The organism is Ruegeria sp. AP12, from assembly GCF_056540025.1.
Window position 1 is genome coordinate 296,679 of sequence record NZ_JBQFVZ010000003.1, and the last position, 13,586, is coordinate 310,264.

Consider the following 13,586-nt stretch of genomic DNA (forward strand, 5'->3'; position numbering starts at 1 on the left):
TGGGAGGAGATCATGAAATCACTATTTGCCATTGTCGCGTTTTGTCTGTCCGCTGGTCTGGCCCTGGCCCAAGCGCAGACCCCATCCAGCCCTGACGCCAAGGTCTATTTCGTGAACCTTGCGGATGGGGACACGGTTCAATCGCCGGTGACGGTGGTCTTTGGCCTGAGCGGTATGGGCGTCGCGCCAGCCGGGACCGAGGCCGAGAATACCGGCCATCACCATCTGCTGATCAACCGCCCGCCGATTGGCGAAGGCGAGGACGGCGCGGATGAGCTGGCTTATGGCCTGCCCGCCGACGACAATCATATGCATTTCGGCGGCGGCCAGACCGAGGTGACGCTGGACCTGCCCGCAGGCCAGCACACTCTGCAATTGGTGCTGGGCGATGCGGGTCATGTACCGCACAACCCGCCGATTGTGTCCGAGGTGATTACGATTACGGTCGAGTAGACGCCCAGATACGCCTGTTTACTTTCACGCTGATGTAAGGAACTCTCCGACGTGTGATCGGAGGGTTCCATGTCGCTTGAGTTTCTTCTTACATCGCTGATCGTCGTGCTGTTGCCGGGTACGGGCGTGATCTACACGCTGGCCATCGGGCTTGGCCGGGGGTTTCGCGCCAGCGTTGCGGCGGCGGCAGGCTGCACGCTTGGGATTGTGCCCGCCGCTGTGGCCAGCATTATCGGGCTGGCCGCGCTGCTGCACACCAGTGCGCTGGCGTTTCTGGTGCTCAAATACCTTGGTGTACTCTACCTGTTCTATATGGCCTGGGGCATCGTCCGCGAGGGCGGCGCGATGGAAGTGAGTGCCGAGAAATCGACCACAGGCTACTTTAAGATCGCGACGACCGGCACGCTGATCAACGTGCTGAACCCCAAGCTTTCGCTGTTCTTTCTTGCGTTCCTGCCGCAATTCCTGCCCACGGACACGGCGCATGCGGGTCTGGCGCTGGTGCAACTGGCGCTTGCCTTCATGGCGATGACTTTTGTTGTGTTCATCGCCTATGGGGCCTGCGCGGCGCTGGCGCGGGATTACATCATTCATCGCCCATCTGTGATGGCTTGGATCAAACGCTGCTTTGCAACGGCTTTTGGCGCGCTTGGGGTGAAGCTTGCACTGTCTGACTGACCGGGCCTAAAGCCCGGCCGCCAGACGTGTGCCCTGATTGATTGCCCGCTTGGCGTCCAGTTCCGCCGCGACATCTGCGCCGCCGATCACGTGCGGAGTGATGCCCCGTTCGATCAGCGCGTCTGCCAGACTGCGCTCGGAGACCTGACCGGCACACAGCACGATGTTGTCGGCTGCGATCAAGGTCGGGTCCGCGCGTTCCTCGCCAAAGCTGACATGCAGGCCGTCTTCGTCAATGCGTTCGTAGTTCACGCCGCCGACGAAATTGACATCTTTCATCTTCAGCGTCGCGCGGTGAATCCAGCCGGTCGTCTTGCCCAGCCCTTTGCCGTGCGCCTGTTTCTTGCGCTGCAACAAGGTGACCTGACGCGCTGGGGCCGCAGGCTGCGGGCCTTCGGGCGCAAGGCCCGCGCGGTGGTCTTCCGGGTCTGTCACGCCCCATTCCTTCATCCACAGCGGCAGATCGGTGGTGGCGCTGTGGCCGTCTTCCAGCAGAAACTCCGAAACGTCGAAGCCGATGCCGCCCGCGCCGACAACGGCGACGGATTTGCCAACCTCGGCCTTGCCGCGCAGCACGTCGATATAGCTGAGGACATTGTCCCCATCCTGTCCCGGAATCTGCGGATCGCGCGGGGTGACGCCGGTTGCGATAACCACCTCGTCAAAGCCGGTCAGGTCGTCGGCACCAACCTCGCGGTTCAGTTCCACGTTCACGCCCAGATCGTCCATCATGGTGCGGTACCAGTCGACGAGGCCCCAGAACTCCTCTTTCCCCGGCACTTGTTTGGCCATGTTCAACTGCCCGCCGATCTCGGACGCGCGGTCGAACAGGGTCACGTCATGGCCGCGCTGGGCAGCGGTCATTGCGGTGGACAGGCCAGCCGGACCTGCGCCGACGATGGCGACCTTTTTCACGGTATCAGCCGCAGCAATCACCAATTCGGTTTCGTTACAGGCGCGCGGGTTGACCAGACAGGTGGTCAGCTTGCCGCTGAACGTGTGGTCCAGACAGGCCTGATTACAGGCGATGCACGGCGCGATTTGCGCGGACTGACCGGCAATGGCTTTGTTGACGAAATCTGCATCCGCCAGCATCGGCCGCGCCAGCGAGACCATATCAGCGCAGCCCGAGGACAGAACCTCTTCGGCGACCTCGGGCGTGTTGATCCGGTTCGAGGTGATCACCGGGATCGACACCTTGCCCATCAGCTTTTTCGTCACCCAGGCAAAGGCCGCGCGGGGAACGCTGGTTGCAATGGTCGGAATGCGCGCCTCGTGCCAGCCGATGCCGGTGTTCAGGATCGTCGCGCCCGCTTTCTCGATCTCTTGCGCCAGTTGCACCACCTCGTCATGGGTCGAGCCGTTGGGGACCAAATCGATCATCGACAGGCGGTAGATGATGATGAAATCGGTTCCCGCCGCCTCGCGCGTGCGGCGCACGACCTCAATAGGCAGGCGCATCCGGTTCTCATAAGATCCGCCCCAGCGGTCTGTGCGCTTGTTGGTGTGGGTCACAAGGAACTGGTTCAGGAAATAGCCCTCGGACCCCATGATCTCGACCCCGTCATAACCTGCCTTCTGGGCCAGGACGGCGGCATTCACGATGTCGCTGATCTGTTTCTCGATACCCTCTTCGTCCAACTCATGGGGCGGGAAGGGCGAGATTGGGGATTTCACCGGGCTGGGGGCCACGCATTTCGGACCATAGGCATAGCGGCCCGCGTGCAGAATCTGCATGGCGATCTTGCCGCCCGCCTGATGCACGCGTTCGGTCACGATGGAATGGTTCGCCACCTCTTTGTCGTTGGTCATCATCGACGCGCCGGGCAAAACCGAGCCTTCCAGATTCGGACCGATCCCGCCCGTCACCATCAGCGCCACGCCACCGCGCGCCCGGTCGGCATAGAACTCGGCCACCCGGTTCCAGTCGCCGGTCTCTTCCAGCCCGGTATGCATCGAGCCCATCAGCACGCGGTTTTTCAGCGTGGTAAAGCCCAGATCCAGCGGGGCCAGCATGTTTGGGTACGCAGTCATGGTGAAACTCTCCCTCCCGTCTCCGCGTTTTAAATTGACGTGCACGTCAACTTTGTCACGCGAAACCTAACGTCACCCCCTATGCTACCGTGGCGGTGCTTGTTAGAGGTGGGCAAAACAACCCTGCGAGGCTGTGCATGACCCCTGATCAGATCGCCAAACTGCCCTATCGCCCCTGCGTTGGTCTGATGCTGATAAATGCCAAAGGTCAGATCTTTGTCGGTCAGCGCAATGACCGCCACAAGGACGCCTGGCAGATGCCGCAGGGGGGTGTGGACAAGGGCGAAGACCCCCGCGACGCGGCGCTGCGCGAGCTGTGGGAAGAAACCGGCGTCACCGCCGATCTGGTCGAGGTTGTGGGCGAAACCGACGGCTGGCTGCCCTATGACTTGCCGCATGACATCGTTCCGAAAATCTGGAAAGGCCGCTATCGCGGGCAAGAGCAGAAATGGTTCCTGCTGCGCTTCACGGGCCGCGACGATCAGATCAACATCGAAACCGAACATCCTGAGTTCACCAAGTGGAAGTGGCAGGACCCGGATCGGCTGATTGAAGAAATCGTGCCTTTCAAGCGTGACGTCTATGAACAGGTGGTGGCTGCGTTTTCCGATCACCTGGGTTGATCACCGCCCCGCACGTTGACGTGAGGGGGCGTAGTCGCGTCCTGAGACCCCCTTTAGCTTGGGGTCCATGAAGGACACCTTACCCGAACCGATCACAGCCAAACCCGCCGGACGCCGATTTGAAGGCCCAGACCGACGCACGCCCTTGCGCGACGGTTTGAAAGGATGCGGTGAGTTTGGGGCCACTCAAACAGCAGGCCGGTTCTATCCGATGGCCTGCGTTGCGCTAGAAGTGACGCAGCGCTGCAATCTGGACTGCACGCTGTGTTACCTCTCGGACCGGGCCGAGATGACCTATGATCCGCCGCTGTCGGTCCTGTTTGCGCGGATCGCGACGATCCACAGCCACTATGGCCGGGGTGCATCGGTACAACTGACCGGCGGCGACCCGACCCTGCGCAAACTTGAAGATCTTGAGGCGCTGTGCCGCGAGATCAAGCGGTTGGGCATGCGGTCCTGCCTGATGACAAACGGCATCCGCGCCAGCCGGGCGTTTCTGACCCGTCTGGCGGCGGCCGGTCTGGATGATGTGGCGTTCCATGTCGATATGACTCAGGACCGCAACGGGTTCGGATCAGAGGCTGAGCTGAACACTGTGCGCGAAAAATACATTGCCCGCGCCCGTGGCTTGGGTGTGCGGGTCCTGTTCAACACAACGGTGTTTGGCGGCAACTTTGGCGATCTGCCCGATCTGGCGCGGTTCTTCCGGGACCAGCCCGAGGTTGCCTTTGTCTCGTTCCAGATGCAGGCCGATACAGGGCGCGGCGTGCTGCGCGCCCGCCCGGATGCGATCACGCAGGACAGTGTCATGCGTGCGATCGAGCGTGGATATGGCACGACGCTGGATTTTGATGCGGCTTCCGTCGGTCATTCTGCCTGCAACCGCTACGCCAGCGTCCTGACCGCCGGGGGGCGAGCGGTCTCCTTGCTGTCGAACGCCAAGCTGGTGCAGCAGGTGATCGCCGCGTTGGAACGGTTGGACACGGGGCGCGAGGCCCATCTTGTGATCCGGTCCACGGTCCGTCGGTTGGTGCTGCGGCATCCGGTTTTGGCGATGCGGTCGGTGGCGCATTTGGTGGCCTCGGTCGCCCGACTTGGCCCGGGCTTGCTCCGCGGTCGGGTGCGGCGGCAGGCGGTGTTCATCCACAACTTCATGGCGGCAGATGCGTTAGAGGCGGATCGCTGCGCCTCATGCGTGTTCATGGTGGCGACCGGGAACGGACCCTTGTCCATGTGCGTCCACAATGCCCAGCGCGATCAGCATCTGGCCGCCCCGGATCGGATCGACAGCCCGATGGGAACCTATTGGTGGAACGCGGCGATGCGAGGGTTGTCGTCGCGGCCGGAAATTCCTGCGCTGGGCGACCCGACCCATGCGCCGCTGAAACGATTGAAAGGGCAGATGCGTCTGACCCGCCGGGACCGAAAGGATGCCTCGTGAAAAAGCTGCTGATCGTCTTGCTGCTGCCTTTGCTGGCGGCCTGCGCCAGTGTCGAACGGCTGGCCCTGCCACCTGCCGAGGCCTTGCCGGGCAATGCCCTGACCCGCAGTGCCCCGACGCCGGGGCAGCGCGTGGATCACAGCGACTGGAGCGCGTTCCTGTCCCGCTATGTCGCGCCCGATGCGCAGGGGGTGAACCGCGTGGCCTATGCCAGCGTCACCGAGTCTGATCGTGATCGTTTGGAGGGGTATCTGGGGCAACTGCAATCCGTTGACCCGGCACGCCTGACACGCGATCAGCAACTGGCCTACTGGATCAACCTCTATAACGCGCTGACCGTGGATGTGGTCCTTGAGGCTTATCCGGTCGACTCGATCCGCGACATCACCGACGGGCCGCTTTCCTTTGGCCCATGGGATCGCCCCCTGGCCAGTGTTGCAGGGCAAAGTTTGACGCTGAACGATATCGAACACCGGATCATCCGCCCCGGATTTGATGAGCTGCGCATCCATTACGCGCTGAACTGCGCCGCCGTGGGCTGCCCGAACCTGATGGATCGGGCGTGGGAGGCCAGAACCCTGGAACAGGACCTCGCCGCAGCCGAGCGGGCCTATATCAACGACCCGCGCGGCGTGCGTTTTGATGATCGCGAAGGGCTGATCCTGTCCAAGATCTTTATCTGGTTCCGCGAAGATTTCGGAGCGAATGAGCAGGACGTGCTGACCTATGTCCAGACCGCAGCCGCCCCTGAATTGCGCGCCAGATTGCAAGAAGTCCGGCGCGTTAAGGCGTATAGATACGACTGGGCGCTGAACGACGCTGCGGCGGGGTCATAAAGGCGCGGCTATAGCAACCCCTCGCTGCGCAGCAGGTCCTGCATGTTGGCCTCGGGACGCGGACCGATATGGCTGATCACTTCGCGGGCGCAGACATTGCCGATGCGGGCGCAGGTCTCGTAATCGCGACCCGTGGCCATGCCAAACAGGAAGCCTGCGGCGAACTGATCTCCGGCCCCGGTTGCATCCACCGGCACCACCTTTTCGACCGGCACATCGACGCGCTGGCCATCATGCAGAACAGTCACGCCATCGCCGGACCGGGTGCACACGACCAGAGGGCAGATACCGGCGGTTTTTGCCAGCGCCTCTTCCAGATCATCGGTTTCGAACAGCGATTTGATTTCGGCCTCATTGCCGATCACAAAATCCAGTTCGTTCTCGATCAGCAGCAGGAAATCGACGCGATGCCGTTCGACGCAGAACGGATCGGAAATCGCGATCCCGGCCTTGCCGCCACCCTTATGGCAGGTGCGCGCGGCCTCAAGGAATGCCGCCTTGCCTTTTTCCTTGTCGAACAGGTAGCCCTCAAGGAACATGATCTGGCTGTTATTGGCCACATCGGCCGAGACATCCTCGGACGACAGTTCCGACGAAATCCCCAGATAGGTGTTCATCGACCGCTCGCCATCGGGCGAAACAAAGATCATCGAACGCGAGGTCGGTAGCTCTCCGCCTGGGACCGGCGGGTTCACGAAATCGACGCCGTCTTCCTTCATCGCATCCGCATAGAACCGACCCAAGGCGTCATCATGCACCCGTCCGATAAAGGCCGCGTCCAGACCCAGCGCCCCGGCACCGGCAATCGTATTGGCGACCGAGCCGCCCGGCGTCTGCACCCGGCCTTCCATCGAGGCATACAGCACCTCGCCACGCTCCTGCTCGATCAGTTGCATGATGCCTTTTTCGATGCCCATCAGTTCCAGGAAACTGTCATCGGCCTGGGAAATCACGTCCACAACGGCATTTCCGATGCCGGTCAGTTGGTAGGTCTTCATAGGGTTTTGTCCTCGAATTGACAGAGATCACGGATGATGCAGGTCGGGCATTGCGGCTTGCGCGCCTTGCAATGGTACCGGCCATGCAGGATCAGCCAGTGATGCGCATGGAGTTGGAAGTCGGCAGGAATGTTGTCTTCGATGGCGCGCTCGACCGCGTCCACATCCTTGCCGGGGCAGATACCCGTGCGGTTGCCGACGCGGAAGATATGCGTATCCACCGCCTGCGCCGGTTGCCGCCACCACATGTTCAGCACCACATTGGCGGTCTTGCGCCCGACACCGGGCAGGGATTGCAGCGCGGCGCGGGAATTGGGCACCTCACCACCGTATTCCTCGACCAGAATACGGCTCAGCTTGATGACATTCTTGGCCTTCTGGCGGAACAGGCCGATGGTCTTGATATGCTGGGTCAGACCTTCTTCGCCCAGATCCAGCATCTTTTGCGGCGTGTCGGCGATTTTGAACAATTCGCGTGTGGCCTTGTTGACACCCGCATCGGTCGCCTGCGCCGACAGCGCCACGGCGACGACCAGAGTGTAGACGTTCACATGCTCCAACTCGCCCTTGGGTTCGGGGTCGGCTGCCTGAAAACGCGTAAAGATCTCGCGGATCGTGTGGTAATCGAGTTGCTTTGCCATCCGCGCCTTAATGCCGCCCGCAAGGCCATGACACAACCCCTTGGTTCTGGCCCAAAGCCAATGCGCAAGTTCCGGGTCGCAGGGGCGTGACCCGCGCGCTATGGTTTTGGCATCAGATGAGGTGACTGCCATGAACGTCCAGACCCCGGAAAGCGGATACCACTACAACGTCATGCGCCGCGCGATCGAGCTGATCGATCAGGGCGGCGAGGGCCTCAGCCTTGAGGAATTGGCGCAGCAGATGGATATGAGCCCGGCCCATTTCCAGCGACTGTTCTCGCGCTGGACCGGTGTGTCGCCGAAACGCTACCAGCAATACCTGACGCTGGGCCACGCCAAGGCGCTGCTGCGCGAACGGTTCACGACGCTGGAAACCGCCCATAACGTGGGCCTGTCCGGCAGTGGCCGCCTGCATGATCTGTTTCTGAAATGGGAATCCATGAGCCCCGGCGAATACGCCCGCAAAGGCGCAGGCCTGACGATCTACTGGGGCTGGTTCGAAAGCCCCTTTGGCCCCGCGTTGGTGATGGGCACAGACAAGGGCATCTGCGGCATGGCCTTCGGGGCCGAGACCGGCGAGGAAGAGGCGATGGAGGATATGCTGTCGCGCTGGCCCTTGGCCGAGTTCGTTGAGGACCCGATGCACCTGCGGCCCTGGGTGCTGAGTGCCTTCGGATCTGTCAGCGACCGTTTGCAACCGACGCCTTTGTACCTGATCGGGTCACCCCTGCAGATCAAGGTGTGGGAGGCGCTGATGCACATCCCTTCGGGTCAAGTCACCACCTATTCTGAAATTGCGCAGCGGGTGGGCTCGCCACAGGCCGTTCGTGCAGTCGGAACGGCGGTCGGGCGCAACCCGGTCAGTTGGCTGATCCCCTGCCACCGGGCGCTGCGCAAATCGGGCGGGCTTGGCGGCTATCACTGGGGCCTGCCCGTCAAACGCGCGATGCTGGCCTATGAAGCCGCGCAGGCGGATGCCTGATTGACAGACCGTCCCGGCGCTGTCATATGGCGCGCCAGGTACGGGTCCCCTGCCGTTCGCGGCCTTTGGCGTTGGTGAAACCCGGTTGAATGCATATCTGTTGCCCTTTCCTGGCGCACGGATGGCAATGCGAACACCGTCCTGATTTCGCGCCCCTATAAGGAAGCGAGGCAAGACATGACTATTGATCAAGACATCGCTCCGGTTTCGGAGCTGAAGGCGCAGGCAAAGCGACTGCGCGAGAGGCTGCGCAGCGCGGATGTGATCCTGTCGCATAGCGAGGCGCTTGAACTGGTGGCCCATCAACAAGGGGCCAAAGACTGGAACACGCTGCGTGCGATGGCAGGCAACCGGCTGCATCTCAGGGTCGGTGACCGGGTCAAAGGACGCTACCTGGGTCAGCCGTTCACAGCGGTCATTCGCGGTTTGACGATGCTGGGTGATGGCGGGCACCGACGTGTGACGCTGCAATTCGACGCGCCCGTGGATGTGGTGCGGTTCGACAGCTTCTCGGCCTTCCGGCAGCGCGTGACCGGAGAGATTGGCTGGGACGGGCGGTCTACCCGTCATACGTCGGACGGAGAGCCGCAGCTCGTCGTCCAACCAGCCTGAAAATAAAGCGAGGCACCCTAGGGTGCCTCACATTTTGATAGTAGAAAACAGGCGTTACTCGGCGGCCCAGCCACCGACGGCTTTGACTTCAAGAAAATCCTCCAACCCCCAAATGCCGCCTTCGCGGCCGTTGCCGGATTGCTTCATGCCCCCGAACGGAGACCCCGCACTGCGCGATTTGCCGTTCATCTCGACCATGCCCGAGCGCAATGCCCGCGCCATGCGATTGGCGCGCTCGCCATCCTGTGTCTGGACATAGTTGGTCAGGCCATAAGGCGTGTCGTTGGCGATCTCGACAGCCTCTTCCTCGGTGTCGAAGGGGATCATGGTCAGGACCGGGCCAAAGATTTCCTCGCGCGCGATGGTCATCTGGTTGTTGGCATCCGCAAAGACCGTGGGGCGGACGTAATAGCCTTTGTTCAGACCCTCAGGTCGACCAGTACCGCCCGCGACCAGCCGGGCGCCTTCGTCGATGCCTTTCTGGATCAGGTCCTGAATTTTGCGCCACTGCACCTCGTTCACCACAGGGCCGATATGGCGGCCTTCCTCGGCAGCGGGGCCAACCTTGACCATGTTCGCAACCTCGGCAGCGGTTTCGACGGCCTGATCGTAGATCGGGCGCTGGACCAACATCCGGCTGGGGGCGTTACAGCTTTGGCCGGTGTTGTTCATCATATGCAAGACACCGCGCTTCACCGCGCTGGCATCCGCATCGGCAAAGACCACATTCGCGCCTTTGCCGCCCAGTTCCAGATGTACTTTCTTCAATGTTTCCGCAGCTGCCTTGGAAATTGCGGTTCCCGCACGGGTCGAGCCGGTAAAGCTGATCATGTCCACATCCGGATGGCTGGACAATTGCGAACCGACGCCAACCCCGTCGCCATTCACCAGATTGAACACGCCGGGCGGAAAACCGGCGGCGTCCATCAACTCGGCAAAGATCATCGCGTTCAGCGGGCTTTGCTCGGACGGTTTCAGAACCATCGTGCATCCGGCAATCGCGGCGGCCCCAACTTTGAGCGTGATCTGGTTCATCGGCCAGTTCCAGGGCGTGATCAGACCGGCAACGCCGACGGCCTCGTGGATGATGCGGTCGTTTGGGGCATGATCGCCCAGCGGATGTTCGAAGGGAAAGGCCTTGGCTGCGCGGATGAAGGTGTTCAGGTGGTACATGCCCGCCCCTGCCTGAGCCGCCCGCGCCAAATCGATCGGGGCTCCCATTTCCAGCGACATAGCCTGTGCCAGATCCTCGTTGCGGGTCTGGTAGATCCCGGCCAGTTTCTCGACCAGTGCAATCCGCTCGGCAACCGGGGTGGCCATCCAGCCGGGCAGGGCCGCCCTGGCGGCAGCAACGGCGGCATCGGTATCAGCCTGCCCGCCCAGTGAGATCACTGCGCAGGGCTCTTCTGTCGATGGGTTGATGACGTCGAAGTCATTGGGCGCGGATGGGGTAACCCATTGGCCGTTGATGTAGAATTCACGCTTTTCGATCATGGCTCTCCCTCCTGATCAGACGGCATTGGGGCCGGTTTCGGGGCACTCTGGCACTGGCGGCATAGCGGGGCAAGAGGGTGTTTTGATCAAATCTCTTACCGCTTGCAGCGGGAATGGCGTATCCTTGCGCGGGCCAATGGTTTAACTCTGACGCAGAGTGTTTAGGTTTACGGCAACCGACTCGGGTTTTTCACAGGAAAGGAGATGCACCATGGGTTTGCGCATCAATGACACGGTTCCCAATTTCACCGCAGAAACGGATCAGGGCACCGTTCAGTTTCACGACTGGATCGGTGACAGCTGGGCGATCCTGTTCTCGCACCCGAAAGACTTCACCCCGGTTTGCACCACCGAATTTTCGGCTGTGGCCCAGTTGAATAACGAATGGGCGGCCCGCAACACCAAGGTGATCGGCGTATCGGTCGATGGCGTGGAAGATCACAAGAAGTGGAAGAAAGACATCGAGGCTTATGGGAACGCCAATCCCGGTTTTCCGATCATCGCCGATGATGGGTTGGCCGTGTCCAAAGCGTTTGACATGCTGCCTGCCGAAGCCTACCTGCCCGACGGGCGCACCCCCGCCGACAGCGCCACCGTGCGGTCGGTCTTTATCATTGGGCCGGACAAGCAGTTGAAACTGTCGATGACCTATCCGATGACCGTGGGCCGGAACTTTGCCGAGATCCTGCGCGCGCTGGACGGGTTGCAGATGTCCGCCAAAGGTGTTGCGACGCCTGCGAACTGGGTGCCGGGCGAGGATGTGATCATTCCACCTGCCGTGTCGAATGAAGATGCCAAAGAGAAATTTGGCGAGTTCGAGACGATCTTTCCTTATCTGCGTAAGACCAAGGCGCCGTCTTAAGACGGACCGGGTCAGGGGGGCTGTCTGCCCCCCGCCGCGCCTAGAGGCGCGACTCCCCCCGAGGATATTTATGGCCAGATGAAGCAGGCGGGCGCTGTGGGTAGCTGTAGAGTTTTGCCCTGTAGGCCGCGCGCTTGAATTCGCGGGTCAGCTTGTCGCTGAACGGCGGGCTTTTCTGGATTGTCGAGCCGCCGATTTCACCGGCGATTTCCCGGTTGCCGCTGCCGAGCAGGGTGTGGATCGGTTGGCCGGTCAGCCAGTGCATTTGCAGAAACGTATCGACCGGGCGGTCGATCTGATCCGTGGCGGCCAACATGCGCGCGGCGGCGCGACGTCCCACCATCTGGCAGACACATTGCAACCCGACCACCCAAGGTAGAACCAGGCGCAGCCCGTTTTCCTCGGCAATGGTTTGTGCCGGAATCTCGCGTTGTTTGACCGGTATGCGGATGTAGTGATCCGGGGTCGCCTCGCGCTTCAAAAGCGCCAGGATCTGCTGCAATTGGGCAGGGTCGATACGCAGATCATCTTCGGTGATGAGTGCCAGATCGATGTTTTCGTCCACCATTTTCTGCCAGATGCGGCGGTGGCTTTGGAACACGCCGATCTCGGTGGGCAGCAGCGCAAAAGGGTAGTGGGGCCGATGCAGATTGCCGGGATGCAGGCAGACATCCGAAATTTGTTCCGGGTCGCGCCCGTTCACGGCCTCGAACAATTCGGCGTTGGGCAGGTCCGCGCAAAGCCTTTCGGCGTTTTCCCGCCGGGCGGTGCTGGAAGACATATGAATGACGAACGAGCGCATTGGCATGTGCATAGAGCACCCCGGCGTGTTGGGGAAGGGTGGTGATGGCGAAACACAGAGCCGTGACTGTTTGAAATGTTCCATTTGGCAGATAATGGCCGTTTTCCAGGGGTTCAAGCTGCGTGGGCGGCGGGGCGGGTTATCGACCAGGGATTTTCCAGCCCGCAGTTTAATATAAGCGTGTGCCGCAGCAGGCGTATTTCGAAGGGTTTCAGGACGGGCAGGACGGTGGGGCCGTATCCTTTTGCGCCCTGCCTGAGGGTCGGGAACAGGCTTAGCAGTTCTTTTCGGGTCTCGACGGTCATCGCGCTGAGCGTCGTTTCGCCCGGATAAAGGGATTCAGACCAGATGCCATCGACATTCACCAGTTCATGCTGATCGAACAGGATATGGATGTATTCGACGCCTTCGTCCGGTGGCAACTGGCGGACAGATTTGCCATCAACCAGATTTTTGGCCGGGGCCAGCATCATTGGGGCGGAATACAAAAGCTCCATATTTGGGGAGGAAACCGCGATCCGATGTTGCGGTGAAACCACCAGATCGCGATTGGTGCAGGTGGTAGAAAAATGGTCCGACCTGATCCGGATCGGACACAGATGCGGGGATTGGCGCAGGTCTTGCCGGGACAGCCTGCGTTTGCCGATCCAGCGGACGGGCCGAACCTGACCTCCGGCAACGATGACGGGATCTCCGGGGCGCAAAGCCTCGACCCGGCGGCGGCCTGATGGTGTCAGGATCATCGATCCGGAGGTGAAGCAGACAAAGGACGGTAGCGTGCTGTATTCGGTTGGGGGCGTTGAAGAGGACCTGCTGGTGACTGCAATCGTGTCACCGACGTTGGCCTGACCCGATGTGACAACCACATAGATCGGAGAGGTGAACTGTAACTGGACAAAGGACACAGCCTGCCCGTTGATTTCGCCCTGATAGGTTTCGAACACCTGAAAGCTGGAGGAAGAGTTGTGGAAGTTCGGGACACCGCTGAGATCAAGTTGAGTGCTGGAATCCGAGCCTTGCAGAAACGTGTCATCATCGATGATGTCCGCGCTATATGCGGCTTCGATTGAAACGCTATTGGTGCTGAAGGGATCCGCGCTGAGTTCGTAGATGGTGATGGAGGCCACGGC

The 13,586-nt window shown here is 61.1% G+C and carries 14 protein-coding genes; 8 read left to right on the forward strand and 6 right to left on the reverse strand.

Annotated features, from left to right (window positions below; genetic code table 11):
* Positions 1-12 precede the first annotated feature (12 nt).
* Both ACR0E6_RS12400 and ACR0E6_RS12405 read left to right on the forward strand, forming a co-directional pair.
* Complete coding sequence (locus ACR0E6_RS12400; RefSeq protein ID WP_170521267.1) at positions 13-453, forward strand: DUF4399 domain-containing protein; 441 nt, start codon at positions 13-15, stop codon at positions 451-453.
* Between the two features lie 69 nt (positions 454-522).
* A complete protein-coding gene (locus ACR0E6_RS12405) occupies positions 523-1,131 on the forward strand; it encodes a LysE family translocator (RefSeq protein WP_170453612.1) in 609 nt (202 codons plus the stop codon).
* A 6-nt stretch (positions 1,132-1,137) separates the two neighbouring features.
* Here the strand turns inward: ACR0E6_RS12405 and ACR0E6_RS12410 are convergent, their stop codons facing one another.
* Positions 1,138-3,165 carry an FAD-dependent oxidoreductase gene (locus ACR0E6_RS12410; protein WP_480583773.1) on the reverse strand — a complete coding sequence of 676 codons (2,028 nt, stop codon included), beginning with the start codon at positions 3,163-3,165 and terminating at the stop codon, positions 1,138-1,140.
* A 137-nt stretch (positions 3,166-3,302) separates the two neighbouring features.
* On the opposite strand from ACR0E6_RS12410, the gene ACR0E6_RS12415 reads away from it, so the two are divergent.
* The 3 genes from ACR0E6_RS12415 to ACR0E6_RS12425 all read left to right on the forward strand — a co-directional run bounded on the left by ACR0E6_RS12415 (position 3,303) and on the right by ACR0E6_RS12425 (position 6,065).
* Entirely contained in the window at positions 3,303-3,788 is a 486-nt protein-coding gene (locus tag ACR0E6_RS12415; protein WP_480583776.1) for an RNA pyrophosphohydrolase, read from the forward strand.
* Between the two features lie 67 nt (positions 3,789-3,855).
* Positions 3,856-5,229, forward strand: coding sequence for a radical SAM protein (locus ACR0E6_RS12420; protein ID WP_480583779.1), 1,374 nt, complete (start codon positions 3,856-3,858; stop codon positions 5,227-5,229).
* Entirely contained in the window at positions 5,226-6,065 is an 840-nt protein-coding gene (locus ACR0E6_RS12425) for a DUF547 domain-containing protein (protein ID WP_480583782.1), read from the forward strand. The genes ACR0E6_RS12420 and ACR0E6_RS12425 overlap by 4 nt, the downstream gene beginning before the upstream one ends.
* A gap of 8 nt (positions 6,066-6,073) precedes the next feature.
* Here ACR0E6_RS12425 and ACR0E6_RS12430 read toward each other — a convergent pair whose 3' ends face one another.
* Entirely contained in the window at positions 6,074-7,063 is a 990-nt protein-coding gene (locus ACR0E6_RS12430) for an adenosine kinase (protein ID WP_480583785.1), read from the reverse strand.
* Complete coding sequence (nth, locus tag ACR0E6_RS12435) at positions 7,060-7,704, reverse strand: endonuclease III (RefSeq protein WP_480583915.1); 645 nt, start codon at positions 7,702-7,704, stop codon at positions 7,060-7,062. The genes ACR0E6_RS12430 and nth overlap by 4 nt, the downstream gene beginning before the upstream one ends.
* Before the next feature lie 130 nt (positions 7,705-7,834).
* On the opposite strand from nth, the gene ACR0E6_RS12440 reads away from it, so the two are divergent.
* A complete protein-coding gene (locus ACR0E6_RS12440) occupies positions 7,835-8,686 on the forward strand; it encodes a bifunctional helix-turn-helix domain-containing protein/methylated-DNA--[protein]-cysteine S-methyltransferase (protein ID WP_170453618.1) in 852 nt (283 codons plus the stop codon).
* 177 nt (positions 8,687-8,863) lie between these two features.
* Complete coding sequence (locus ACR0E6_RS12445; RefSeq protein ID WP_480583788.1) at positions 8,864-9,298, forward strand: glyoxalase superfamily protein; 435 nt, start codon at positions 8,864-8,866, stop codon at positions 9,296-9,298.
* 54 nt (positions 9,299-9,352) lie between these two features.
* On the opposite strand, the gene ACR0E6_RS12450 is transcribed toward ACR0E6_RS12445, so the two are convergent.
* Positions 9,353-10,792: an aldehyde dehydrogenase family protein gene (locus ACR0E6_RS12450; protein ID WP_480583791.1), complete on the reverse strand. Its 1,440-nt coding sequence runs from the start codon at positions 10,790-10,792 to the stop codon at positions 9,353-9,355.
* Between the two features lie 211 nt (positions 10,793-11,003).
* Between ACR0E6_RS12450 and ACR0E6_RS12455 the strand changes: the two genes are divergently transcribed.
* Positions 11,004-11,654 carry a peroxiredoxin gene (locus ACR0E6_RS12455; RefSeq protein ID WP_480583794.1) on the forward strand — a complete coding sequence of 217 codons (651 nt, stop codon included), beginning with the start codon at positions 11,004-11,006 and terminating at the stop codon, positions 11,652-11,654.
* 40 nt (positions 11,655-11,694) lie between these two features.
* Here ACR0E6_RS12455 and ACR0E6_RS12460 read toward each other — a convergent pair whose 3' ends face one another.
* A complete protein-coding gene (locus tag ACR0E6_RS12460) occupies positions 11,695-12,468 on the reverse strand; it encodes a glycosyltransferase family 25 protein (protein ID WP_480583796.1) in 774 nt (257 codons plus the stop codon).
* 101 nt (positions 12,469-12,569) lie between these two features.
* Complete coding sequence (locus tag ACR0E6_RS12465) at positions 12,570-13,583, reverse strand: Hint domain-containing protein (protein ID WP_480583799.1); 1,014 nt, start codon at positions 13,581-13,583, stop codon at positions 12,570-12,572.
* Between the last annotated feature and the right edge of the window lie 3 nt (positions 13,584-13,586).